Source organism: Treponema sp. Marseille-Q4130, from assembly GCF_014334325.1.
Classification (GTDB): domain Bacteria; phylum Spirochaetota; class Spirochaetia; order Treponematales; family Treponemataceae; genus Treponema_D.
In genome coordinates this window covers 414,898-440,508 of the sequence record NZ_JACSET010000001.1, presented here as the reverse complement: position 1 = coordinate 440,508, position 25,611 = coordinate 414,898, and the positions used below count along the sequence as shown (strand labels likewise).

At 47.4% G+C, this 25,611-nt stretch carries 20 protein-coding genes; 8 read left to right on the top strand and 12 right to left on the bottom strand.

The genetic code is table 11. The features are described 5' to 3' along the window. The 3 genes from H9I36_RS01835 to H9I36_RS01825 form a co-directional block, all read right to left on the bottom strand. Positions 1-277: hypothetical protein (locus H9I36_RS01835; RefSeq protein ID WP_187383675.1), on the bottom strand; the 277-nt coding region annotated here is incomplete at its 3' end. A gap of 2 nt (positions 278-279) precedes the next feature. After that, positions 280-819: an aminotransferase class I/II-fold pyridoxal phosphate-dependent enzyme gene (locus H9I36_RS01830; protein ID WP_222864620.1), complete on the bottom strand. Its 540-nt coding sequence runs from the start codon at positions 817-819 to the stop codon at positions 280-282. 560 nt (positions 820-1,379) lie between these two features. Next, positions 1,380-1,883: a transcription termination/antitermination NusG family protein gene (locus H9I36_RS01825; protein ID WP_187383674.1), complete on the bottom strand. Its 504-nt coding sequence runs from the start codon at positions 1,881-1,883 to the stop codon at positions 1,380-1,382. 287 nt (positions 1,884-2,170) lie between these two features. Between H9I36_RS01825 and H9I36_RS01820 the strand changes: the two genes are divergently transcribed. Further along, positions 2,171-2,671 (top strand): helix-turn-helix domain-containing protein, encoded by a 501-nt coding sequence (locus H9I36_RS01820; RefSeq protein WP_187383673.1) that lies wholly within the window; start codon positions 2,171-2,173, stop codon positions 2,669-2,671. A 272-nt stretch (positions 2,672-2,943) separates the two neighbouring features. On the opposite strand, the gene clpB is transcribed toward H9I36_RS01820, so the two are convergent. The 8 genes from clpB to H9I36_RS01780 all read right to left on the bottom strand — a co-directional run bounded on the left by clpB (position 2,944) and on the right by H9I36_RS01780 (position 13,670). Further along, positions 2,944-5,529, bottom strand: coding sequence for an ATP-dependent chaperone ClpB (gene clpB / locus H9I36_RS01815; RefSeq protein WP_187383672.1), 2,586 nt, complete (start codon positions 5,527-5,529; stop codon positions 2,944-2,946). Between the two features lie 243 nt (positions 5,530-5,772). Then, on the bottom strand, positions 5,773-6,174 hold the full coding sequence (gene vapC / locus H9I36_RS01810; protein ID WP_187383671.1) for a type II toxin-antitoxin system VapC family toxin: 402 nt from the start codon (positions 6,172-6,174) through the stop codon (positions 5,773-5,775). Beyond that, positions 6,174-6,368: a hypothetical protein gene (locus H9I36_RS01805; protein ID WP_021330827.1), complete on the bottom strand. Its 195-nt coding sequence runs from the start codon at positions 6,366-6,368 to the stop codon at positions 6,174-6,176. The genes vapC and H9I36_RS01805 overlap by 1 nt, the downstream gene beginning before the upstream one ends. 124 nt (positions 6,369-6,492) lie before the next feature. Continuing rightward, complete coding sequence (locus tag H9I36_RS01800; protein WP_187383670.1) at positions 6,493-7,662, bottom strand: hypothetical protein; 1,170 nt, start codon at positions 7,660-7,662, stop codon at positions 6,493-6,495. A 21-nt stretch (positions 7,663-7,683) separates the two neighbouring features. After that, complete coding sequence (locus tag H9I36_RS01795; protein ID WP_187383669.1) at positions 7,684-7,905, bottom strand: hypothetical protein; 222 nt, start codon at positions 7,903-7,905, stop codon at positions 7,684-7,686. A gap of 23 nt (positions 7,906-7,928) precedes the next feature. Then, the gene (locus H9I36_RS01790) at positions 7,929-10,931 is read right to left on the bottom strand and encodes an insulinase family protein (RefSeq protein ID WP_187383668.1); all 3,003 of its coding nucleotides are present in this window, start codon (positions 10,929-10,931) and stop codon (positions 7,929-7,931) included. A 3-nt stretch (positions 10,932-10,934) separates the two neighbouring features. Next, a complete protein-coding gene (locus tag H9I36_RS01785) occupies positions 10,935-12,269 on the bottom strand; it encodes a flagellar motor switch protein FliG (protein WP_187383667.1) in 1,335 nt (444 codons plus the stop codon). A 159-nt stretch (positions 12,270-12,428) separates the two neighbouring features. Further along, on the bottom strand, positions 12,429-13,670 hold the full coding sequence (locus H9I36_RS01780) for a hypothetical protein (RefSeq protein ID WP_187383666.1): 1,242 nt from the start codon (positions 13,668-13,670) through the stop codon (positions 12,429-12,431). A gap of 506 nt (positions 13,671-14,176) precedes the next feature. On the opposite strand from H9I36_RS01780, the gene H9I36_RS01775 reads away from it, so the two are divergent. Next, positions 14,177-15,163 carry a carbohydrate kinase family protein gene (locus tag H9I36_RS01775; RefSeq protein ID WP_187383665.1) on the top strand — a complete coding sequence of 329 codons (987 nt, stop codon included), beginning with the start codon at positions 14,177-14,179 and terminating at the stop codon, positions 15,161-15,163. On the opposite strand, the gene H9I36_RS01770 is transcribed toward H9I36_RS01775, so the two are convergent. Beyond that, complete coding sequence (locus tag H9I36_RS01770) at positions 15,144-16,592, bottom strand: subtype B tannase (RefSeq protein ID WP_187383664.1); 1,449 nt, start codon at positions 16,590-16,592, stop codon at positions 15,144-15,146. The genes H9I36_RS01775 and H9I36_RS01770 overlap by 20 nt on opposite strands. A gap of 111 nt (positions 16,593-16,703) precedes the next feature. Here H9I36_RS01770 and H9I36_RS01765 point away from each other — a divergent pair, with 111 nt between their 5' ends. From H9I36_RS01765 to H9I36_RS01740, 6 genes are all read left to right on the top strand, one after another. Continuing rightward, positions 16,704-17,282, top strand: a complete 579-nt coding sequence (locus tag H9I36_RS01765; RefSeq protein WP_187383663.1) for a 2'-5' RNA ligase family protein — start codon at positions 16,704-16,706, stop codon at positions 17,280-17,282. Positions 17,283-17,415: 133 nt separating this feature from the next. Next, entirely contained in the window at positions 17,416-20,343 is a 2,928-nt protein-coding gene (polA, locus tag H9I36_RS01760; RefSeq protein WP_187383662.1) for a DNA polymerase I, read from the top strand. Beyond that, complete coding sequence (coaE, locus tag H9I36_RS01755; protein WP_187383661.1) at positions 20,340-20,963, top strand: dephospho-CoA kinase; 624 nt, start codon at positions 20,340-20,342, stop codon at positions 20,961-20,963. The genes polA and coaE overlap by 4 nt, the downstream gene beginning before the upstream one ends. 1,031 nt (positions 20,964-21,994) lie before the next feature. Further along, positions 21,995-22,942, top strand: a complete 948-nt coding sequence (locus H9I36_RS01750) for a formylglycine-generating enzyme family protein (protein ID WP_187383660.1) — start codon at positions 21,995-21,997, stop codon at positions 22,940-22,942. Between the two features lie 476 nt (positions 22,943-23,418). Beyond that, positions 23,419-24,348 (top strand): SPOR domain-containing protein, encoded by a 930-nt coding sequence (locus H9I36_RS01745; RefSeq protein WP_187383659.1) that lies wholly within the window; start codon positions 23,419-23,421, stop codon positions 24,346-24,348. A 225-nt stretch (positions 24,349-24,573) separates the two neighbouring features. Beyond that, the gene (locus tag H9I36_RS01740; RefSeq protein WP_222864619.1) at positions 24,574-25,611 is read left to right on the top strand and encodes an RHS repeat domain-containing protein; all 1,038 of its coding nucleotides are present in this window, start codon (positions 24,574-24,576) and stop codon (positions 25,609-25,611) included.

Sequence of the window (25,611 nt, the reverse complement as noted above, 5' to 3'; positions counted from 1 at the left end):
TTGTATAAATCAATCTGACTAAAGAAAAAACAGAAGCTGTTCCTTTTTCATCAGCATTTTCAATTGGTTTATAAATTTTAAAAAAAACACTGCTAGATATACCGCAATCAAGTGCTATTAAAATACCAAAAATGCTATTAAAAATATAATAAATTCCTAAATATTCCGCACTAAAATGTTGTAAAAGAATCTTACGAACAAAAAATGCAACAAACATTTTAAGCAAAACATTTAATATCCCGAAGCTTGAACTAATAATAGCATTCTTAGTTCTCATTTTTAATCTTTACCCTCGATAACGAGAACATTGGGAAAATGATTATTTGCTTCATCCTGCAATTTTTTATATCGTTCATAAATCCTTTGCTTCAAATTTGTTGAACTAACACCAGAACTGGATGGGAAATATACCACTGTATTACCAATAGGATTATTGGGATTTAAAAGAATTAAAAGTTGTGTATCCGAAGTAAGTTCTTTTATTATATTTTCTATAGGCATCTGTAAATCTTCCGTATAATGCACCGGAACGAATTTTCTTCCGTACATTTTTGGATATACCTCAAACATCGCATAAGTCGGTGAAACGCCAACTATTCTGCCATTAGATGAAGAATACGCTTCAATAATATGCCTAATTCCTTCAGAAGAGCCATTTGTAAGGCAAATATGTTCAATATCCGTTCCTATGTAATCTGCAAGTAATTGTGTAAAATCCAATGTTTCTGGATACTGTGCTACGAATTCTGGAGTAGCATTTTGTAAAACTTCACTAATAAATCCCTTTGGAAGCCCTTCAGGGTTTTCGTTTAAGTCCAAACGCAAATAACCTTCGCGTTTATTTTGGTCAAATATGCGGTCTAGATTTTCAATGTTTTTATCTAATAATACATAGCGTACACTCCCATAGATACTTATTCTTTCTTAACATCTGTCGAAGATAAAGTAAATACTTTTTAAAGTCTGTAATTCGTGCTATAGTTTAGTTCGCACATAAAACAATATCACAAAGGAATTACAGACATATACAAGTATACCACAAAGCTCGGGCAATTGCTATCTTTGAATTGGGAGACCTCGATTAAAAAAAATCGCAAGAGATACGCAGAGCGATAAATACTGCAAGGGATTTTCATCGTGGCAGCTGTTTCACTCACCAGACATTTTACAATATCTACACTTCCCCCTCTTCCGGCAAAAACCGTCGACATAAACGATATCTCCATATACCGGCGTAGTTTTGTCCGTACATTTACCGAGACGTATAGACATTGCGCTTATTTATGGGACAAGCTCCCTTCGTAAACAGTTTGCAATTGAATTGCGAGTATCATAGCACGGTTTATGCTTATCGTCAATTTATCGGAATTTGAAAAAAACTACTCCACCTCTTCATATTTTAAATCAAATGTCAGGCTGTTATTTGCGAGTGAAGAACGGACTGTAATTCGTTTTTGCTTTTTATTGACTTTGACAATATTGCCTTCATATCCTACAAAGGGTCCTGCTATTGCTTTTATTTTTTGATTGGGAAGGAACTGTACTTTTGAAACTCCTAAGACTTCGCCGTTATGTATCAGGAATTTCAATTCTTCTAATGCCGCTCCTGCTATTTTGGTCGGATTTTGATTATCCCGCAAAATTCTGCAAAAACCTTTTATCGCACGGAGTTCGCTAAAAAAATCTGCCGTCAATTTTTCAATTTGAAAAAACAGATATCCCGAAAAAAGAGTTCCCAAAAACCAACCGCGTTTTTCGGTATACATTTTTCTTTGAAAATAATAAAAATGTACAGAAGGATATTTCTCTTTTAATATCGCAGTTGCTTTTTCCTTGAATTCTTTTTCTTCTCCTGTAAAAATCATTATACAGTAATATTCCATAATGGATTTCCAATACAGCGCAATATTTTTATCAAAAATAATACTTCAATCTTATACATCATTTGCCAAATAAACTTTTTAAATCTTTAGTATCCCATCACACAACGGATACAGCTTTGATGCACATGTGCATTCAATTATATATTCATCTTCCTGTACTTTAAGTATAACACTAATTTTTTCCAAATATCAAGTATTCGCAATTAAGCGTATTTATCGAACATGCGGTATAAAAAGTGAAAACGAATTCAATTCACCGAAGCCGCATTTTGTGATATAGTTTTCCTATGCACGTATTTTGGAAAAACGTCCGCAGCATAATCGATTATCGCAGGATCACTTTAAAGATGCTTGCGTCTCTTGCGGACGTACCGTATTCGACGATTACAAACGGAAAAAACACAGAACGGCAGCCGTCAGTCGAAACGGCATCTAAAATCGCTTCGGCATTGAATAAGTCGATCGAGTCTCTTATGTGCGATACGGCACGGCATGAAAGCGAATGTAGCGTTTTAAAATTAAAAAAATCATTCCGCAAAAATGATATCGCCCTCTACCGCAAATACGAAAGCATCATCGATTCTCTCGAAAAGCTTCCCATTCGCACACGTGAACCGATTATTAATTTAATTTTAACCGTCAGCGGAAAAAATTCCGAATCGGAAAACGAATCGAAAAAAGTATCAACAAAAAAGCATACCGAATATAACGTTGAGAAAAACGATGATCAAAGCGGGGGGACAATCTCAAAAGTCGGTTACGTTTTCGACAGACCGTCAAAAAATTGAAGTTTTAAGGAAAAATTCCCCTCGCGCTCAAATACCGATGAAAAAGCAACGGCTCGAAAATAGAGCCCCCCGCGCTCAGCACACACTATATGCAAGAGCAGGGGTCGTCGCACATCTTATTGTCTCGTTGCACATACTCACGCCCCCTGCAGCACCTCATTCGCCCCTCACCTCATTCAAGCGCGAGTTCGCCTGCTGTGCATTCTCGCACAGCGGAAAACTCACTCAACCGAAAGCTCGTCTGCTGCGGCGTAGTCCGCCGCACGCTTCCGTCACTCAAACGAAAGTCCGTCCGCCCCCGGTTTCGCCGTTACTTTGATCGCAGCCCCATCCGAAAATTTTCCCTCAAGCAGCTCTTTTGCAAGCGGATTTTCCACGTAGGTTTGAATCGCTCGCTTTACCGGCCGCGCACCGAACGCGGGATCGTAGCCCTTGTCGGCGAGAAAGGCGACGGCTTTGTCGTCGAACGTGATTTTAATTCGTCTGTCGTCGAGCCTGTGCGATACGCGTTCGAGCTGGTTTTTGACGATGCCCGAAATACAGCTTTGATCGAGGCGGCCGAACATGACGATTTCGTCGATGCGGTTTAAAAATTCGGGGCGGAACGTCGATTTAAGCATCTCGCTCACTTTTATTCGTGCATCGTGCATTTTCTCCGGCGTGTCGGCGTCGAGGATCACATCGCTTCCGAGATTGCTCGTCATGATGATAATCGTATTTTTAAAATCGACGAGGCGTCCCTGTCCGTCGGTCAAACGTCCGTCGTCGAGCACTTGGAGCAGCACGTTGAATACGTCGGGATGCGCTTTTTCGATTTCGTCGAAAAGCACGACGCTGTACGGACGGCGGCGCACCGCTTCGGTAAGCTGTCCGCCTTCATCGTAGCCGACATATCCCGGAGGAGCGCCGATCAGACGCGAAACGGAAAACTTTTCCATATATTCGCTCATATCGATTCGCGTAAGCGATTTTTCATCGTTGAACAAAAAGTCCGCAAGCGTTTTTGCAAGTTCGGTTTTACCGACACCGGTCGGACCGATAAACAAAAAGCTTCCGAGCGGACGATTCGGATCGCTCAAGCCGGAGCGGTTTCTGCGGATCGCGTCCGAGACGACTTGCACCACATCGTTTTGTCCGATAACGCGCTTGTGCAGCACGGATTCGAGCTGCAAATATTTTTGCTTTTCGCTCGACAGCATCTTCGTGACGGGAATCCCCGTCCATTCGCTGACGACGCGCGCGATATCTTCTTCAGTTACTTCCTGCCGCAAAAGAGATTCGCGGCCGCCGTCGTTTTTGCTTCCGGCTGCCACCGCGGCGGAAAGCTTTTTTTGCAGATCGGGGATAATGCTGTACTTCAATTCGGCGGCTTTCGCAAGGTCTCCTTCGCGCGTATATTTTTCTTCATTGAAGCGCGCCTGTTCGAGTTTTTCTTTGATATCGCGGCTCTTGTTGATATCGGCTTTTTCATTTTGCCACTGCAGCTTCATCGCATCGCGCTTCGCCGAAAGATCGGCGAGTTCTTTTTCGAGTTTTGCGAGCCGCTCTTTCGACGCTTCGTCGTCTTCTTTTGCGAGCGACTGCTTTTCGATGGACAGCTGCATGATCTTCCGTTCGATTTGATCGAGCTCGGTCGGCTGGCTTTCGATTTCCATTTTGAGCCGGCTCATCGCTTCGTCGACGAGGTCAATCGCTTTATCGGGCATAAATCGATTCGTGATATAGCGGTTGCTGAGGACTGCCGCCGCGACAAGCGCTTCGTCGTCGATCCGCACGCCGTGGTGAATTTCGTATTTTTCGCGCAGGCCGCGAAGGATCGCGATCGTATCTTCGACCGACGGTTCCGAGCAATAAACCGGCTGAAAGCGCCGTTCAAGCGCCGCATCTTTTTCGATGTATTTCCGATATTCGTCGAGCGTCGTCGCTCCGATCGCCCGAAGCTCTCCGCGAGCGAGCACCGGTTTTAATAAATTCGAAGCGTCCATAGAACCTTCGGACGCGCCTGCACCGACGATCGTGTGCAGCTCATCGATAAAGAGCACGATCTGTCCTTGACTTTTTTGCACTTCCGTGATGACGGCTTTGAGCCGCTCTTCGAATTCTCCGCGGAATTTCGCGCCTGCAACGAGGGAACCCAAGTCGAGGGCGAGGAGGCGCTTGTTTTTCAAGCTTTCGGGAACGTCACCCGATGCGATACGACGTGCAAGTCCTTCGACGATGGCGGTTTTTCCGACGCCCGGCTCTCCGATAAGCACGGGATTGTTTTTCGTGCGGCGGCAGAGTACCTGCATGACGCGCCTTATCTCTTCGTCACGCCCGATGACCGGATCGATTTTATCCTGACGCGCAAGGGAAGTCAAATCGCGACAATATTTTTCGAGCGAGCGCATCGAAGATTCGGGATCGTTGCCGGTCACCTGCTGATTGCCCCGTACCGCTTTCAGAGCTTCCAAAACCGCTTTACGGTCGATGCCGTACCTTCGTAGCATATCGCCCGTGCGCCCGTCCGATTCGCTCATCGCAAGGAAGATATGCTCGGTCGAAAGGTATTCGTCGTGCATATCCGCCATCGCTTTTTCGGCTTTTGCAAGCGTTTTTTGCGCTTCGGATGAAAGCGACATCTGCACGTTGCCTCTCACCGTCGGATAAGAAGCGAGCAATGCGTCGTTTTCTCGAAGCAGCGTTTCGACAGGTACGCCGATACGCTCGACAAGGGGCGGGACGATACCGTCTTTTTGCTTTAAAAGCGCGTCGAGTATATGTTCGAGTCCTATTTCACTGTGATCGTTTTGCTGAGCAAGAGCGCTCGCCTGCTGCAGCGCGTCCTGCGTTTTAAGTGTAAAGTGTTCGTAATCCATGCTTTAAACATACTCACGAATTGCGAATAAAGCAAGAATTTATCTATGACAACGATATAGGAAATTGTATTCCCTAAAAAATAGAGTGCACATAAAAAATCGGCGACACTCCCGGCAGCAACAGTCCTGCCGTTTGTGCGGGGAACTTCGCGCTTCGCGTTCGTTGCAAGTGCCGCGGCAAACCGTAATCGGAATCGGACTGCAGCTTGACTGCGGTGTAAGCATTGAACTTCGTGTTAGTTATTATACAGCGAGTTTAAGTTCGGTAATGACTTTCGACATATTTACGTAATCTTCATCATCATGCAAAAGAGCAATGTTATTCTCAATCGCAGTTTCTGCAATAAGCAAATCTATTGTACTGCGGATTGTAATGCCTTTTCTTCGGCATCTAAAATTCAATTGAGCGGCATTTTCAAATGATTGTACGCCAAGTTTAAGCGAATACAAGGGGATATATTTCAAATAAGATTTTAAGGTTAAAAATTCTTTTTCATCTTTTGAACCTTGCAAAATTTCCTGATAAATAAACTCATTAATACAGAAAGGCTCTTCTCTTTGTATCAAATTATCGAGAAATTTTATTCCTTTAGTTTCTCTTCCTTTGAAATAATTTATAAAAACCGAAGTGTCCACAAGAATCATTATACACTCCGCATGGCTTTGTAGTCATAATCATCTGAAAATTGAATTTTACCTTTTAAGTCCGCCAAAGATTTCTTTTTTGTTTTTGCCGGATAATCAAACGATTCCATATATGAAATGACCATTTGAGCCTTTTCATCATCAAGAAGCGTAAAATAATCCATCGCTTTTTCTTTCAATGCAGTCGAGACCATAAAGACCTCCATTTTCAATAAATCATGTTTATTATAGCATGATTTACTGAAAAAACCAGCGGTTTTATTGCAATGCTGACATACTTATCAGCCCCATCAGTTTTGTAATAGAAGACGGCAAGGCTCAGATTTCCCCTTCTTCCGCCTGACCGAATTCGCAGAGCGCGAAAGCGGCGTGCGCGTCTTCGATTATTTCAAGGCTTTTGCCGATGCGGCGGTACAATTTGATTTCTCCCGTTCCGCTTCCGCCCGCAAGCAGTTTGAGCACTTTTCGGTTTCCTTCGGGAAGTTCGATATTGCGCACAAAGAGTTTCGATGTGTGACACACGATATCGATGTCGATGACCCATTTTTTCATATCGGCGCTTACCGACCAGTGCAGCCGCTCACCCTCTTCGTCGGCGGGCATTTCGGTACAATCCCATAAAATTTTTTCCGACGCACCTCTTTTTTTCGCTTCAAGCGCGATGTCCGTATCTTCGAGTTCGAGCGCAAGGGAGAGGTTGTTTTCAAATATTCCCTGCACCGTAAAACTCGAATTGAACAGCGCCTTTCCGCTGATGCGGCTCGTCAAATGGGATGACGAAATATGAAAATAAGGAGCCGGAAACATACGGAGAAAATGAGTGTCGATATAGCCGTATGATTTTTTCGGAAGCACGCTGAACTCGCGCCCGTCGAGCGTAATGCTTCCCGAAAACGCCGTTCGCGCTCCTGCGGGAATCCATCGATCCGAACTTTTTTTATAGCCTGCGGAAAACTGCTTTTGGATTTCGAAGCGCAGATTCCACGAAATCTCGCCTTCATCGCAAAAGTATTCTGGATGCGCGGTATGCTCTTTTAACGTACACGAAAGTGCGCCTGAAATTTTTCCGTCGTCGAACGAACAGTTTCCGACGGTAACAGGAGAAAGTCTGAACCCGCCGGCAGTATCGTTGAGCGCATAGTAGCTGCAAATCTGTTTCGGTTTTACGCCGAAAGTTCCCGCACGCACGGCGACGTACGACGGCGTTAATATAGATTCGGAGCGCAAATTGAATGCAGCTTCCGTTCCCGCAAGCGCATACTGCAGATCGTCTTCGGAGATTGCCGTACGCGGTTTAAAGCCGAGCACGCTTTCATTCGGTGAAAGACCCGGGTTGAGCATTTCCCATTCGACGAAGAACAACTGCTCCGCGCCGGAGAGCGCATCGATACCGGTAAAGACATAGCGTGCCCACACGACACCGTTTTTTTTCAGCGCGGAGTGCGGCTTCCATCTGCTGCAATTAACAATTTTTTTCGGAGCTGTCATCACAAATCTCCGGGCCTCATATCATCCGAGAATTTTTTCGATGCTCTTGGTAATCGCTTTTTTATCGCGCGGAAAATTGGCGTCGAGAAATTCAAAGCATTCGACGGCGGCGCGCTGCGCGTGTTCGTACCATATCGTATACAGTTCCGACTTTATATCTTCACCCGGGTACGGCGCGCCCTGCACGTCGGAGACGAGACTGCGCAGCATCCGTATACATTCTTTTGTTTTTTTGTCCATCATAGACGACACCTCGTTTTTGAGTATTATAGCGACAAATCGATAATAAAGCCAGTGCCTTTTACCGATTTATCGCAGATTACCGCAGTATTCCCGCCTGCGATCGCGCGGGCGTTTTCGGCTGCCGCATGCAAAGAAGCGGCATCGACCGAAAGGATCGCCGCTATATATTCGCTCCATTCTTCATGAGTCATCGCATAAAGCTTTCGCAAAAACCCGCGCGCACCGCGCGATTGAGGCGACTGAGGCTTCGTCACGTCTCCGTAAGTTCCCGTCACCGCGCGGGAAACATCGGTATCGCTGAAACGCATGGCGCACACGTCATCGAGGCAGCTTTTAAACGTTTTTATCGACTCAAGAGGAGAGGGATCGCGGTAGGTGGTCATCGAAAAGATTTCAGTTGAAATATCAAAGAGCGCCGATGCACCGTATGCGCCGCCTGTCGTCCGTATGCGCTCCCAAAGGATATTGCCGCGCATCCAGTGACAGAGCACCGTAAGAGCCGCTTTTTCCCGCATCGTCAGCCCGCCGAGATATACCGACTGCGCCGCATAGCCTACTTGCGATGAAAGCTTACACGTTTCAAAGCGTTCGTCTTCCCCCTCGCCGGCCATTTTTACAAGCGCATAATATTCGCCGTTTTCCGGGCGGACAAGCGGCGAGAGCTCGTGCAAGCCTGTCTTCCGTGCGAATTCGGGAATGCGCGGAAGCACGGTTTTAAGCGACGCTTCGTCGGCCGTGATGTGAATAAGACCTCCTGCATTTCGAATCGATTTTGCCATATCGGAAAAACGATTTCCGACCGAACCGGGATTTTCTTTGCAGATCTTTTCGATCGTCAAAACCTGCGCGACGCCTCCCCACGCTTCTTCGACGGCGGAAGACCTTCCGAGATTCCGCGACGCTCTGAGTTTTGCGTAGCGCGAACCTGAGGGAATGACGGACGAACGGATATCGTTTTTCATTTCGTCCAAAATCGTTTTGACCCGCTTTTCATCCGAAAATTCCGTAAACGCGATCGCTTCTCCGAAAAGCGCGAGCGCTTCATCCGTTTTTTCGACGGGCAGCTTGATGCTGAACGAAAGCCAATCGCGGCCGATATAGTGTTTGTCGCGAACCGAAGAGGCCGCCTTTTGCGCATACGCGCTTTTATACGAGTCGCCTGTCAGCGTGCGCACTCCCATATCGCCCGAACACAGGGATGCGGCGGCGGCGCACTCGTCCCATTTTTTTCCGTTCCAGCCGGTATTCGTCGCACAGGCGGCAAAGGCCGGAATATACGGATATGCGCCTATGGGAAGCGCATCGGCAGGATAGCACACATCGATATAGACGATACCGCCCGTCGCTTCACGGTTTACAAAAAGCGCTACTTCGCTTCCGTCCGCGCCCGCGCACGACGACACGTCCGTTACAATCGGCTCGACTTTCTTTTTCAAATCCGACGGAAGAATATACGGAATGCACGCAGTCTCCTTTTCCGTCTCTTTCCGCTTTTGATAGGCGTGCAGCGCTTCGGTGTTCCGCCGCACTTCACCCGCGTCCGCGCCTTTTGCAAGAGACGCGATAAGCTCCCTCTCTTTTTTCGCACGTTGTTTTAAAAACGAAGCTTCAGGCGTTACGACGATGAAAGAGCGGGCGGTGTTGTCTAAAAAAACGCGCCGTATGAGAGAAGCGATATGGTTTTTATCTGCGGCGATTTTTCGCTTGACCCTATCGAAAGCTGAGCGGTAGTCGAGCGTCGATGCGGGAGATGCGCCGTAGTTCCAGCCGTTCAGTGCACGATCGGCGAGTTCGAGAGAAAAGGGATCGCCCCGCACGCGCACGACTTCGCGGTTTGCAAAATCGACGGCAAGGACTGCCGCATCGATATCGTTTTTCGGAATGCCGTTTTCACACAAATCGACAAGCGTAGAAATTATTAATTTTTTTACCGCATCGGCATCTTTTTTATCGACGCCGCTCAAACCGAAATAGAGCATTTGACAAAACGCTTCGGCGCCTCCGCCTGCGGCGAGCCGTTCGCCCAAACGCGAATCGGTCAAAGCCTTTGCGACCGGAGAGCTGTCGTTTCCTGCGAGAAGCTGCAGCAAAAAAATCACTTCCATCGTATCGTCGATATTCGATGAAAGACCGTATCGCCAGTTGAGCGTTACGTTCGATTTTTTCGCATCCGACGCGGGGCCGGCCGCATAGACGACCGCTTCTTCGCTCATCGCTTTCGGCTCTTCAAGTTTTCGGAAGTTTTCGCCGAAGGCGGGAAAACTTTTCGGCACATCGGGAACCGGATAGATTTTTTCGAGGCGATCGAAAAAGCTTTGCTGCATAAAATCGAGCTGCGTTTCCGTCTTTATATTTCCGTATAAAAACAAAAGACAATTCGCCGGACTGTAATACGAGCGATGAAAATCTTTAAATCGCTCATAGGTAAATGACGGGATGACGAGAGGGTCGCCGCCGGAATCGTTTGCATAGCAGGTACCGGAAAACAGGCTCTTGAATTGTTCGTCGAAAGCGACGGAATTGAACGACGAATAATTTCCTTTCATTTCGTTGTACACGACGCCCTGAATCGAATAGCCGCCCTTTCCGTCTTCTTCAAGGCGGTGCCCTTCCTGATAAAAAGTTTCTTTTTTTAACAAGGGAAAAAATACCGCGTCGGCATATACGTCCATCAAATGAAAATAATCTTTTTCGTTTGCCGAACTCGCAGGATACACGGTCTTATCGGGATAGGTCATCGCATTTAAAAACGTGTACACGCTCTGATTCATCAAATTGACAAAAGGTTCTTTGACCGGAAATTTTTCCGAACCGCAAAAAACCGAGTGTTCGAGTATGTGCGGCGCTCCCGTCGAATCGGCAACGGGAGTACGAAACGCAAATGCAAAGAGATTTTCTTCATCGTTATTTAATAAATGAAAAATTTCGAGCCCCGTCTTTTTATGGCGGAGATACAATCCCTTCGATTCGCAGTCGGGGATATCGGAAATCGATATGAGGTCGAAGCCTTTATAAAATTGTTTCAACTGTTACTCCACGTATTCGCCGTCGTTCCGGCCGTCGATTTTAAATTTACCTTGTTCATACGCGCTCCGCATCGCACCCAAAAATTTTCCGGTTACGTCGTCGCAGTCGCGCTTGGACATGGGCTTTGCAAGCTGCTCTTCTTCGAGAACGGTATCTCCTCTGCCCTTTGAAACGTTGTATAAAATTTTTTTTCGAAACGGCTCGGGTTTTCCCGCGATGAGATAGGCGACCTCTTTTTCGCTCATCGATCTCAAAAGTTCCTGGATAAAACGGTCGTCCGATTTTTCGACGTCTTCGAGCGTAAAGAGCCGCTTCCGTATGTCGTTTGCCAAATCGGCATCTTCTCCGGAAATCGTTTCGATAATTTCGTCTTCCGATGCGAGCGGCATGCGCCTGAGGATTTCGGCAAGCGCGCTCCGCCCGTCGATCGATTCCGCTTTTTCCGCAGCAATCGAAAGCGATTTTTCGTATATCGCTTTGTCGGTGCGGGCCAGCACATCGGGAGAAACCGGCTGCATTTTCGCAAGACGTGAAATCACATCGCGCTTTACCTCTGCATCCATTTTCCCGATAACGGCGGCAGCTTTTTCAGGCTTTATGCGAGAGAGCACGAGCGCCTGTACCGCAGGCGATTCGTCTTTTAATAAAAAATACACGCGCTCGCCGTCCGCCGTATTAAGGTATTCGAAGGGTTTTCCGTCCGCAGACGAAACCGCCTTTTGCAGCATCGCTTCGGCCTTTTCGGCACCGTACGCTTTTTCGAGCATTTCCCGCGCGATATCCGCGCCTCCGCTCTGCCGCGCCTGTTTTAACAAGCCTTCGAATTCGGAAAGTATTTCGGACGCCTCTTTCGGATCGACGCTCCTGATCGACGCAATTTCCGGAATGATTTTTTCAGTCTGCTCTTCGGTCAAGTGCCGCATGACTTTTGCAGCTTCATCGACGCCGATTATTAAAAGAAATTTTGCAACGCGGCGGTAGACGCTGTCGCCGGATGAGCTTTCCGGTATTTTTAATAAGCCGCCTTTTTTCAACGTGTCCGCCGCACGGGAAAGTCCTTCGTTTCCGCCTAAGTTTCCGTTACGCGCATTCTGCAAAGCCGCCTGTTTCGACAAGGTTTTGCTTTCGGAAAAAATATTTTCAATTTTTCGATTGACGCCTTCAAAGGGCTTGTTCGATCCGCTGCCGGTCGGCGATTGTGAAAGCCGTGCCCGTGCGCTGCCTTCTTCGTTCGGCACCTGCCCCCCCGCAGCTTTCATCGCACTCTCATCCGAGGGACGCTCTCCCTTTCGCGCGCCGTTTTTATATGCGTTCGCCCGAATATCGTTCAGATTCATAGCGTCTATAATATAGTGAAATAAAATATCGGGCAAGGCTGTCGCTTAACGGAATCGGGGATTCCGCAAAAATAAAGGCGGAAGTACCCCGGATATGTTTTCGTTTATAAAAACATATCCGGTTGGGGTCGGTGCTTACAATGCAGCTGTCTTAAATTTTTACTTTATATCTTTTATCTTTTCCGCTAAAAACAAGTAATTTTCATACGCTTCTTTTATATGCGGCATATCAAGTTTTAAAGCATTAACGGGGAAGTCGGTCAGGGATTGCGAACGCAAAGTTTCTCGACGAAGCGTATTCACAAACGTTCTGAAACTCTTATTTGTCATACGATTATATTCGATCGATTCAAGTTTACTTTGGCGATAAAATTCCTGTAAAACAGTATTTTTTACGGCTTCTTTATCATCGGCAAAGATTTCATCGTATCGTAAATCGACTATTTGACCTTTTTCATATATGACTTCAAGTCTTGTGCTTATACCGCAATCATAGGGTTGAGTGATTCCCACATATCTTTTATCGGTAGATTTTTCTTTAACTTCTTTCGCCATCTCTTTGAGCAAGGGGACAAAACCGTTTCTCGCACTGTTGGATGAACCGAATAAGGTTTTGTATTCGAAGTCCAATTTTTGATTCTTTAAAACCTGCCATTCCAAATAACTCATTCCGTTTATAAGCGTAACCAGAGTATAGTCGGTTCTCGGACTTTTCGCCTGAAAAAAGCCGTAACCGGAACGGCGCTTTGTTTCTCCCGCCCATTCGGAAGCATAGTATGTAGCCGGCGGTCTTTCATTCAGCTCTATGTGTACGATCTCGTTATTATTAACCACAACCTCCGCATACGCTTCATAGCCGCCGTCAAACACTTTTTTGCCGGAATAATAATCGCCTGTGATGATTCCCTTGGGAGGTTGAACCGACCAATACATAGCATTAATTTTTTCCTGACCCGTTTTGGTCTTTTTCTTCGCTATTTCCATAGCTTCCAAAACTTTAGGATCGGTTTCCACTTCTTTGGACACTCCCTTTTTGCCGTCATACTTCAATGTCTGGGAGTGATTTATCATGTCCGCAACGGTTCTGGACGCTCCGCTCGATGCATCGTAATCATACACTCTGCCGTTGATAACGATTTCGTTTGAGTTCGGATCGATATATTTATAATAATTCGGCGTGTAATTTATTTTTTCCCGTTTTTTATTTTTAAATACATAATCATCCAGATTAATAAGCGTTTTCCATTTATCAATCTGACTCACGGTAGGAGCCGACACGGCATCAACTTTCTTTGATGCTCCCGCTTTGGCATCCGTCTTGGAAGGAGTTTTGGCATTAGCTTGTAATGCAAATAGTCCCGACAACAAAAGAATCTTTAAAAGATTATTTCCTTTTTTCATAATGTATCATCCCCTATCAGTAATGAAGTTGTGGGATTCTAACAAATTTTATTAACTTTGTATAGGATACAGGTGCAGATTTGAAAAAACCAACTGTTCCGAAACGGCTTCGACGATAACCGAAGATACCCGCATACGGAGCTATGTTGAATTAGGCAAGCGAAAGAAAAAGGCTGCAGCTGAAAGACCTTGCCGGTGAAAAAATTCTCATATACAACAAAATCGGCTTTTGGTATTCGGTATGCAAGCGGAAAATTTTGGTGCATATGCCCCGCGGAAAAAGAAGCCGAATACGCACCTCTATTTGACGCGATGGAAAAACAATAAAAAATATGATAGAATAAAAATGAATCAAAAAGCGAGAGCGGAAGCATGACTAAAAACTTGTCGCGTATATTCTTATTGCCGGAAAGTTGCTCGCTCTTTTATGCGGGATCGGCGCAGGATTATTACGATAAAGCGGCAATAAAAAATTCAAACGCGGAACAACAAGTACGGGAGAAATTATGAAACGATTCGACGTTACGGCGCTCGGTGAAATACTTATCGACTTTACGCCCGCAGGCAAATCGAAAAACGGCAGAACGCTGTTCGAAGAAAATCCGGGAGGCGCTCCGGCAAATGCCGCAGCCGCTGCCGCAAAGCTCGGCGCGCGAGCCGCTTTTATCGGAAAGATCGGAAACGACGCATTCGGGCGCGATGCGAAAGCGGCGCTCGAAAACTGCGGTGTCTGTACGGGAGCGATGAAGACGGATCCCGATCGGCACACGACGCTCGCTTTCGTGTCGCTTTCTTCTTCCGGCGAGCGATCGTTTTCGTTTGCGCGCTCGGACGGCGCCGACATCAATCTGTCTGCCGATGACATCGATGAAAAATTAATAAACGACAGCACGTTTTTACATATCGGTTCGCTTTCGTGTACTGACGAACCTTCTCTTTCGGCGACGCACAAAGCGATCGACTGCGCAAAAAACGGCGGCACATTCATCTCATATGATCCGAACTGGAGGGAGCCGCTGTGGAGAGGCAAAAAAGAGGGCGTCGAAACGATGCGCTCGCTTTTTAAATATGCCGATTTTGTTAAAATCGCCGACAACGAACTTGCGCTCATGTACGGAGAAAACACGCCGATCGCCGCACAGGAGATCCTCGACGAAGGTGCAAAGCTCGTCTGTGTAACGCTCGGCAAAGACGGCGTCTTCTATAAGACGCAAGCGTACGAAGGCATCGTATCGATCCCGCAATACAATATCGAAGTGCGCGATACGACGGGCGCAGGAGATTCTTTTACCGGCGCCCTTCTCTATCGGCTGACTCGGCGCAAAAATCCGTTTTCGTTTACTGAAGACGAACTCAAATGCGATCTGCACTTTGCAAATGCCGCCGCAACGCTCTGCGTGTCGCGATACGGTGCGATCCCCGCATTGGCTTCTCTTTCCGAAACGGAAAAGCTCCTCGCTTCTTTCCCTGACATCAGCGGCAAGCAGCCGTGATCCACGCGAAGAGCTCTGCGAGATCGTAATCGCCCGAATGCGTTTTATCCCACGGATACGTAAAGTCTACGGAAAATCCGGCGGCTTCAAGCTTTGACGCGAGGATAAACGGGACGGCAAGCGCCGTGTCGCTGTCTTTTGTGCCGTGCCTGATACGCCAATGCTTTGCCGAAACGGCAGTGTCCGAATCGATATAATTCAGAGGGTTCATCATTTTAATAACGGAAGTTTCCGCCGTCTCAATACCTGCTTTTCCGTGTTCCGTGCCGTACTTCGTAAAGTGACGGAACTCGAGCGTCTTATTGCCGAAGAGATTGTTTTCTCCGGAACTCCCGTCGAGCGCATCGAAGGCCGGAGGCAGTTTTTGCCGCCCGCGGTACGCAATATACGCGTCGAAATCGACGGCGGTAACTTTGCCGTTTTCGATCGTCAAAAAATCGTACTGTGACATATCGGTACCCGAAGCGAGCGCTTTGTTTGCAGAATCGATGACCAGGAGCGCGATCGCGTCTTTAAATGTACCGTTTCCGTCGGCATCAAGCGAAAGCGGTATTCCGTTCGATACAAGTTTTAAATTATTAATATATAACGGAAAGAGCCGTTTCAAATCGGATGAAACGCTTTGCTCGTCTTCGGTGAGCGTTCCTGTAACATAGGTGCGCTGCACTTTATAGTCGAGCATCGTAATATCCATTTTACGGTAATTGTTGCAGCCGTTGAACTCCCACTCGTATGCAGCATCCGCATGTTCAAGATCGGTGATCGGACAATATGCGGAAACGGCAAAGATGTCGTCCCGTTCGCGGGCAGCGCCGAGCGCGCGCAGATACGGCTCGTAATCACTGCTGTTGCCGCTTGCGCCGAGCAAAGCCGAAAGCGCACCTCCGGCACTCGTACCGTTCGAAACGATTTTTTCGGCATCGCCCGGCATAATACGGTCGTTATACCGGAGATAGCGCACCGCAGCTTTTAAATCGACGATGCATGAAGGAGCTCTTCCCACATCCGACGTGCGCCCGCGCGCACCGGGAGAAGCGACGACAAATCCGTGCAACAGCGCATACGCCGAAGCGTTTACGTTTTTACCGTCACCGTCTGCGAGCGTTATCGGTTTTCCCGGCATATAGCCGCCGACCGCATTCGGGAAAAAAATCGGAGCCGTCCGTTCATTATAGCCTGAGACCTGCCCTCCCGAAAAATACGCCGAAGGAATATAGATATTCATGATTTGATAATCCGTATCGACGGGATTTTTTACGTACACGATATTTTCGTACGCTCGGTATCGTACCGATTTTTCTCGCGCCGAAAACGTACGCTCCTCATATGTATTCGGATCGAAGACGATACCGTACTGAGCTTTACCGCTGGATACACAGGCGCAAAACAACAGGACGATTGAAAAAATCAATATTAATAATTTTTGCATATAAACCTCGCACAGCATTATAGTACCGATATTGCAATCGGATTGGAAGCAGTTTAGCGGAACGCCCAAAAGCGCATTTTATTATGCCGTGCAATGTGCTATAATTTTTTTATGCAAAAAAAATCTTTTACGTCCCCGATTCGGCAAACGCATTTTATCGGCGTACTCGTTCCCGAAAACCTCGTCGTTCCGCTTGAAGCGTGCCGCGCTTGGATGAGAGCGCGCTTCGGTTGCAAAAGCGGACAAGGCACTCCCCTGCATATAACGCTTGTACCGCCGTTTTACCTCGATGAAAAATTTTCCGAACGCACCTTGTTCGAAGCGCTCGCCGAAGCGGCATCCGCGTGGGGCGCAAAAAGACAAACGCTTTGCTGCGCGGTAAACGGTTTCGGCGCTTTTTCTTCGCAGACGATCTTTGCGCACGTCGAACCGTCAAGCGAATGGACGGCTCTCCGCACTCTCGTCTACGATTCCCTTTTAGCAAAATGTCCGGGAACGGCAAAGCGAGATGCGCGAACTTTTGTACCGCACATCACCCTTGCGAACCGCGACATACCGCCCGGCGCGATCGAAGATGCGCTTTCGTATTTCGATTCGCTCGATCTGCACGAAAGTTTCGACGTACGATCGATAACGCTCTTTGCCATGAGAGGCGGAACATGGACGGAACGCGAAACGTTTGAGTGGTAAAAATTGACAAGAAACGGATATATTGAATTGTGCCGCGCATAAGGCTTACCGAAACGGCAAACGTGTTGAGATGCACAAATCTTAGCCAAACACACGAGTTGAAAACCGTTTTCGCCCGTGCTAAAATGGGGCTATGCAGGAATTCAACGACGACACCATCTATATCCTCGATTCGTACGGGCTCATCTACCGTTGTTATTTTGCGTTTATTTCGCGGCCGCTGACAAACAGCCGCGGGGAAAACATTTCCGCACTTTTCGGTTTTTTCAGAAATCTGCACGCGGTGTTTACGCACTATAAACCGCGTTACATCGCCGCGGCTTTCGATTCGCGCACGCCGACGTTCCGCCACGAAATGTACGATGAATACAAAGCCACACGCGCAAAAACGCCCGACGACCTGCACGCCCAGATCCCGTGGATCGAAGACATTCTCGCATCTCTCGGCATTCCGATCCTGCAGTGCGACGGCTACGAAGCCGACGATATCATCGCGACGGTTGCGGCAAAGGCGGCGGCAAGCGGGCGTACATGCCGTATCCTTTCGGGCGACAAAGATTTGATGCAGCTCGTAAACGGCACGACGCAGATTTTAAAACCCGATACCGCCCTCATTTGGAAAGCGATCGATTCGAACGGCGTTAAAGCCGAATGGGGCGTCCTTCCCGAACGGATGCTCGATCTGCTTTCGCTCATCGGAGACGCATCGGACAACGTGCCGGGCGTAAAAGGCGTCGGGCCGAAAACCGCGTGCAAATACATCGACGCGTACGGAAACCTCGACAACATTTTCGCACATGCGGATGAAATAAAGGGAGCCGCAGGTGAAAAGCTGCGGGCGGGAAAAGACGACGCATATTTTTCACAAAAATTAATAAAATTGTGTTATGACGTGCCGTGCGTAAAAAACCTCGAAGATGCGATTCCTCCCGTTTCATTTGATTTCAATGCCGCCGCGGAAAAGCTTTCATTTTACGAAGCGCCTACCGTCGCAAAATCCTATGCCGCTCTCGCAGCGGAAAACGGAAGCTCAGGCGGCGAAACGGGCGGCGCGCGAAAAGACTCTGCAGCGAACGACTCATCTCGCCCGCCGCGACAAAGCGCCGCCCACACTGCGCGGCAGAATGCGAAAGGTGCCGGAGACGAAGAAGCGGAAAGCGCATCGTCCGAACGAGGATCCGATACGGAAGACACTCCGATTCTCAAGCCACTTACAAAAAACAAAGGCGAATACCGCGCCGTAACCGACATCGAAGAACTCAAAAAAATCGTCGACGGCATTATCGCATCGAAAGAAAAATGTGCCGCTTTCGACTGTGAAACGGACAGTCTCGACACGATGAGCGCTTCTCTCGTCGGCTTTTCGCTGTGCACGATACCCGGCAAAGCAGTCTACGTTCCGCTTGTACTCACCGATGCGCTTTTTTCAGGCCCGCTCATTTCAAAGCAGGATGCGCTTGCGCAGATCGCACGGCTTTTTACCGACAAAGACATCACCGTCGTCATGCACAACGGCAAATTCGATTACGAAGTGCTTCGCACGAACGGCATCGCGCTGGGAGGCGGAGAGTATCCCTCCCCTTCGTGCAAAATCGCCGACACGATGGTCGCTGCGTGGCTGCTCGATCCGGATAAAACGGGAGGCGCTTCATACGCGCTCGAATATCTTGCGGAAAAAAATCTCTCGCTTTCGGGAATCGAATACGACGATATCGTACCCAAAGGAGGAAGCTTTGCCGATGTACCGCTCGATAAAGCCGCCGACTACGGTGCCGAAGATGCCGATTTTACGCTGCAGCTTTGGCATCTTTTCCGCGAACGGCTTGAAAAAAATAAATTATTAAATTTATTTACCGATGTCGAAATGAAGCTGCTTCCTATCCTCGCGGAAATGGAACTGCACGGCATCCACGTAAACACAAAAGCGCTCGACAAATACGACGCCGAACTCACCGGTGAAATCGAAACGGTGCAAAAAGAAATATACGAAATCGTCGGACACGAATTCAATATCGCTTCTCCGAAACAGCTGCAGGAAATTTTATTCGAAGAACTGAAATTGCCGCACGGCAAAAAGACGAAAACCGGTTATTCGACGGACACGACGGTGCTCGAAGAACTTTCGGCTTATCATCCGGTGCCGCAAAAAATTCTCACATACCGCGAAAAGACAAAGCTGCAGTCGACCTACGTCGAAGCGCTGCCGAAACTCTGCGATAAAAACAAACGCTTGCACACGAACTATATGCAGACGGGAACGGCGACCGGGCGGCTTTCATCGCGCGATCCGAACTTGCAAAACATTCCGGTGCGGAACGAAGACGGCAGGAGAATCCGCTCAGCCTTTACCGCTTTGCCGAATACGCATCTCATTTCGGCAGACTATTCGCAGATCGAACTCGTCGTCCTCGCACACCTGTCGGGCGACAAAAACATGTGCAAAGCGTTCAGCGAGGGCGTCGATATCCACCGCGCAACGGCATCACTTTTATTTTCGACGCCTCCGGAAAAAGTTACGGCGGACGAAAGGAGAGTCGCAAAGACGATCAATTTCGGCATCATCTACGGCATGAGCGCGTTCCGACTCGCGCGCAATTTGGGTATTTCACGAACGCAGGCCGCTTCGTTTATCGAACATTATTTTACGCAGTATTCGTCGATCAGACGTTTTATCGATTCGACGATTTCGTTTGCCGAAACGCACGGATACGTCGAAACGATTTTCGGACGCCGCAGAAAAATTATTAATATTAATTCCAGAAACCGCGTGGAAAAAGCGGCTGCCGAGCGCGTCGCGGTAAATACGCCTGTACAAGGGAGCGCGGCGGACATCGTAAAACAGGCGATGCTCGACGTGGATGCAGCTCTTCGAAAAGAAAAAAACGGCGCCCGTCTTTTGCTCCAAGTGCACGACGAACTCATCTTCGAATGCCCGTCGGAAAAATCCGTCCTCGATGCGACGCTCGCTCTCATACGCGAAAAAATGGAAGGCGCGGTAAAACTTTCGGTTCCGCTCCGCGTTTCGATCGAAGCGGGCAAAAACTGGGGAGCCTTTCATTGATCATCTGCGTCACGGGCCCTATGGCTGCGGGAAAAAACGCGGTCGCAAAACTGCTTGAAAAGCGCGGCTGGCTCTGCATTGACGCGGACGCCCTCGTCCACGCGGCGATAGAGAGTGAAGCCGATAAAATCATCCGAACCTTTTCGCAGGATGCGAAAAAATGCGGTATCGATATCGTGAGGCAGGACGGAAGCATCGACAGGCGCTCGCTCGGAAAGCTCGTTTTTTCCGATGCGTCGCTGCTTGCAAAACAGGAAGCGATCGTCTATCCCGCAATCGAAAAATGCGCGATGCAAAAAATCGATTCGCATGAGGCAAAAAACATCGCGCTCAACGCAGCCGTACTCTACAAAACGCCGACTCTCATGCGCATGTGCGGCGCGATCCTCTACGTCGAAGCGCCCTTTTTGGTACGCCTTTTACGTGCAAAAAAACGCGATGGAGAAACGATACACGCGATCTGCAAACGATTTCGTGCCCAGCGCGGCTTGTATCGAAGTTACGAACAAACCGGCATACCCATCGTCAAGCTGCGCAATGCTTTATCCCTTTCCGTCCTCGAACGAAATACGGAAAAAGCGCTTCAGCGTATCGAAAGTTTAAACGAGACGCTGAAATAGCGCGTCTCGTTTAATATCGAGTTTTCATTCGAAAACTCGCGGATATACGTGTGCGCTTCCGCGCACTAATTCAACAGTCTCCAAAATTGATATTTTGTTCGACTGTTGAATTTTAAGGAAAGTTTAAACGAAACGCTGAAATAGCGCCGTTCAATTTAACTTCGAGTTTTCTTTTGAAAACTCGCGGATATACGTGTGCGCTCACGCGCACTGATGCGGCAGTTTCGGAAGTTGACACTTCCTGCAATGCCGCATTTATAGGAAGGTTTAAATTGAACGTCTGAAATAGCGCGTCTCGTTTAACCGTTCGGTTATTGAGATAACGCGGGTTAGAAAGCCGCTACAGTATATATCGTTTACAAAGTGATACATTACGCGCTTTTTTATGAAAGAATAATAGGGATTTCGTTCAATGTACGGCACGGTGTCGTATCGTCTCCGTTAAAAATTGGAAAACCGTTTACAAAATTGATTTCCGTGTTAACGTGGTGAATTTCCTTGCACATTTTCGTATTATGCCGTATACTGAAGCTATGAGAGAATATAGGCTGTATCTTTTCTCCGCTTTCCGAGTATGCACGGGCATTCGTACATCTTGCAGCAGGGTGCTTGACATAGTCGCGCGGGCTTGGCAAAATTCTCCGCATCTCCGCATCTCCGCATCTCCGCATCTCCGCATCTCCGCATCTCCGCTAGAGGCGTTTCCCGCTCATCCGCCGCATACCCGTCCGTATATGACGGACACACACTATACACATCGCACAAAAACGCACGAAGGGCGCATTGCTTTCCGCGCGTTTTTTTATATCCGCACCGTCATACGTTTAAAGGCACGCCTTGCACAACACGCGATAACGTGGAGCGGTAAATTTTAGCACGAAAATTTGTGTTCGATTCGATGTATTTTCGAAGCATCGTTCGAAACAAATTTCGGATGTCTTGGATTGGGACAGATCAATTCAATCGGAAACGGAACATTGCGTATTGCTGACGACGTTTACCGATCAGAGATTACCATTTGGAGGACTGCAATGGAACAATCTAACACTAAAAATGCTTTGCGCGGAGCCGCGTCGCCCGCCATAGCCGCACTGCTTGCCGCAGCGCTGATCTTTGTAAGCTGTTCGAACGGCAGCGGCTCAGGCGGCGGCTCAGGACTTGACGATAAAACCTACAAAGCAGGCAGCGTAAAATTTGTAATGAAAGGCATAGAGGCCGTAACGGACGGAACTGTCGGCCACACGGGTGATGCAGGCACTAACAAACCGCATAAAGTAAGCCTTTCTTCTTATTATATCGGAGAAACCGAAGTAACGCAAAATTTGTGGCAGGCTGTGATGGAGAATATGCCGAGTCATTTTGGCGACGAGCCTGACGGATCGGAAGTGCAGTCACAGCGGCCGGTAGAAAACGTAGACTGGTTCGACTGCATTGCGTTTTGCAATGAGCTTACCCAAAAGGTAAACGGCGGTGACGATGCAAAATGCGTATATTACATCGATAAAGATTATACAACCGTATACACAATAGTCGATGCATACTCAGAGGCCGTGCCTTTTATGGATATGAGTAAAAAAGGCTTTCGCCTGCCTACCGACGCCGAATGGGAATGGGCGGCGAAGGGCGGCACTGACAACCGATGGGCAGGAACGGATAGCGAAGCTGAGCTCTCAAATTATGCATGGTATAGCGCCAACAGCACTGGTAAAACGCACCAGATAAAAATGAAATTACCGAACGGTTTCGGTCTCTGCGACATGACCGGGAACGTATCGGAGTGGTGCTGGGATTGGTACCACGCCCTTTCAGCCGCCGATTTGCCGCTCGATTATGCCGGCCCTGAAAGCGGCACTAATCGTGTCGTTCACGGCGGTTCTTATAAGTACAATGAGTATAGCGCCACCAGAGCGTATCGGAGTCCTTTTCTTCCTGATAAAACCGAGGACACGAGAGGCTTACGCGTAGTGTGCAGACCATAATGCAATAGGGGCTGTCGAAAAAGCAAGCGTCTTTTGAGACAGCCCGTTTCCATCGGTTTTGCACATCAACTGAATAGTGAGTTTTGAAAGCAAATAGAAGTGCACAAAGACACTTTCCGGCTGCATAACAAAACGGCCGGAAGCGTGCGCGATACGGCGCAACAGCGGGAAACTCGCGTGCGACTTTGTGCGTTCAGCTTACAGAAGCGGCGTTTAAAAAGCATAACCGTTCCTTAGCTACTACTTTCATCATTGCCATTCGTTCTATGAAACAAATCGCTTAATTATATTTTCCGCGTGCCGATATTTACAGTAGAGAAGTATACGGCATCTCGAAAAATTCGCCTTGAGCGATTTTTTCGAGATTTCGACGAGTTGTAACTCGCTGTACTATCGCGAGTTACAACATCGCATTTTCAAAGTTACCTCTAGAAACTGCAGTTTTTAGAGGTTCCCGATACTCACAGGGGAAAACCATGGAACAAAAAGGTACTTTATGGATTATCGCTGCAGTCGGCATATTTTTACTCGCCGTCCTCCTACCGGCAGTCATTCTTTTTAAACCCGATGTGCGGAAAGTACAGACGACGGCACCGATCGTAAAGCCCTCGTCGGGCGGATGGATCGCAGCAGGGACATCTTCTCCTGCCGGCAGCGCTTCCGAAAACGGAACAGCTAAAGGTGATGTACCTGCAGATAAAATCGATTCCGAAAATTCGGCAAAATCGGAAGCCGGGGAAACACAAAGTACGGAACGAAACGCGATGCAGGTGGGAGATATGACCGTCTTCGCGCAAAATGCGACCGTATACGGTCTTGAAACTTCCCGGAATACACAGAGCGCTCCTGACGGCTCCACGCTGATCGATTTAAATGCGCTTCGATCGGGCGATACTCCTCCGTCCGCTTCCGTTACGCCGAAAAACGAAACGAGCGCCAAATCGATGGAGACGGCGCGGCAAACGGCTCGCGCATCGCAGCAGGCGGGACAAGAGCAATATTCGGCGGAGGAATCTCGAAGCGCGACAGTAAAAGCTCCGGCGAAAAAACCGTCTTTCGAATCGAAAACGGCTTCTCCGAAAACGACGACCCCGAAAGCGGGCACGCAGAAAAATACTGCGGCAAAACCGAAAGCGACTGCGGGAAAAACGCAGTATTGGATACAGGCGGCTTCGTTTGCAAGTAAAAACAGCGCCGATACTGCACGGAGCATTCTCGATGAAAACAAAATTTCTGCCGACGTCTTTACGTATAAAGACGGCAAAGGAAAAGTGTTTTACCGTGTGCGCATCGGCCCTTATGTGACGAAGAGCGAAGCCGAATACTGGCGGACGCGGGTCGCACAGATAAACGATTTCAAATCGGGAGAAAGCTATATCACACAGACTTCTTCAGCGACGGATTGAAAACGGTCTTAATTTAAAAATGTCCGTAATATTACTGAAAAGAAATGCCGCATTTTTCTTTTCACGTATTGTTTTTTTCGAGATTTCAGTATACTTTATTCATTAAAATATTTCAAAGTTACCTCTAAAAACTGGAGTTTTTTAGAGGTTCCCTATTGTATTTACAAATATTATGTAAATACGTTATAAGATATCATCGGCGGACAGTACGCTAAGAACGTGTATTTGGGAGAGACGAGAATAGTAACGAAGCTTTGCCTCAGAAACGATCCTCGTGCGGATGCGGAAGAATTACAGCAATATTTCTACCATTCCGATCATTTAGGCTCTGCAAGTCTCATTTCCGACTATAAAGGTGATGAATATCAACGCATAGAATACACGCCGTACGGGGAAACGTGGATTGAACGGACAGACAACAAAGGTCTTGCATATCTTCCATACAAGTTTACTGCAAAAGAGCTCGATTCTGAAACCGGTCTCTACTACTACGGGGCACGGTATCTCGACAGTAAATATTCTACATGGATTTCTACCGATCCGGCGCTCGGAGATTACATCCCACAGGCTCCCATAAGCGACGAGGCACGCAAACATAACCAAAATTTGCCCGGTATGGGCGGAATCTTCAATCACATCAATTGCAATTTGTATGCCTACGGTGCCAATAACCCGGTACGCTATATAGACCCGGATGGAAATTTTTCCATATGCGATTATTATATTCCAGATCTTCTCTTGTTAACTAAACCATCAACCAAAGTATTAGGTATACCTTTGGGAGGTGGGTTATCTAGTACACAGAAAGAAATTAAAAAAATACATGACTTAATATTTTTAGGAGCCGGTCAAATTCCTAATGTAGGTTCTTTTGCTTCTAGCTTGACAACAAAATCTTTCCTTGACGGAGTAAAATTAATTTCTGGGATTATCAGTCAAACTGCAGGTACTGTTTTATCAATGGTTGATTTGCTAACGATTATTTCGACTGATCCTGATATTCAAGCCCATAATTATACATCTAATGAACAGGAACTATTAGCTATGTGTGCAATTGAACAAAGCTTTACGAAGGATTTTAGTCAGGCTTTAAAAAAGGAAGGTTTCTATAATGAGCAAAGGATGACGGGAACATTTATTGAAAACTTAGAAATTATAGTTTCCAATTATTTTACGGATAAAGAAATTTTATTGAAAATTGCCAATGAAGTAAAGAATTCTAATCCGTTATATGAAAGAGTTCAAATACAATTAGGAGAATGA

Coding starts and splice junctions, on each gene's coding strand:
- H9I36_RS01750 (WP_187383660.1), top strand. CDS start 21,995: ATGGAACAATCTAACACTAAAAATGCTTTGCGCGGAGCCGCGTCGCCC.
- H9I36_RS01770 (WP_187383664.1), bottom strand. CDS start 16,592: ATGCAAAAATTATTAATATTGATTTTTTCAATCGTCCTGTTGTTTTGC.
- H9I36_RS01775 (WP_187383665.1), top strand. CDS start 14,177: ATGAAACGATTCGACGTTACGGCGCTCGGTGAAATACTTATCGACTTT.
- H9I36_RS01805 (WP_021330827.1), bottom strand. CDS start 6,368: ATGGTCTCGACTGCATTGAAAGAAAAAGCGATGGATTATTTTACGCTT.
- polA (WP_187383662.1), top strand. CDS start 17,416: ATGCAGGAATTCAACGACGACACCATCTATATCCTCGATTCGTACGGG.
- H9I36_RS01780 (WP_187383666.1), bottom strand. CDS start 13,670: ATGAAAAAAGGAAATAATCTTTTAAAGATTCTTTTGTTGTCGGGACTA.
- H9I36_RS01785 (WP_187383667.1), bottom strand. CDS start 12,269: ATGAATCTGAACGATATTCGGGCGAACGCATATAAAAACGGCGCGCGA.
- clpB (WP_187383672.1), bottom strand. CDS start 5,529: ATGGATTACGAACACTTTACACTTAAAACGCAGGACGCGCTGCAGCAG.
- H9I36_RS01825 (WP_187383674.1), bottom strand. CDS start 1,883: ATGGAATATTACTGTATAATGATTTTTACAGGAGAAGAAAAAGAATTC.
- H9I36_RS01800 (WP_187383670.1), bottom strand. CDS start 7,662: ATGACAGCTCCGAAAAAAATTGTTAATTGCAGCAGATGGAAGCCGCAC.
- H9I36_RS01795 (WP_187383669.1), bottom strand. CDS start 7,905: ATGATGGACAAAAAAACAAAAGAATGTATACGGATGCTGCGCAGTCTC.
- H9I36_RS01820 (WP_187383673.1), top strand. CDS start 2,171: ATGCACGTATTTTGGAAAAACGTCCGCAGCATAATCGATTATCGCAGG.
- H9I36_RS01765 (WP_187383663.1), top strand. CDS start 16,704: ATGCAAAAAAAATCTTTTACGTCCCCGATTCGGCAAACGCATTTTATC.
- vapC (WP_187383671.1), bottom strand. CDS start 6,174: ATGATTCTTGTGGACACTTCGGTTTTTATAAATTATTTCAAAGGAAGA.
- H9I36_RS01745 (WP_187383659.1), top strand. CDS start 23,419: ATGGAACAAAAAGGTACTTTATGGATTATCGCTGCAGTCGGCATATTT.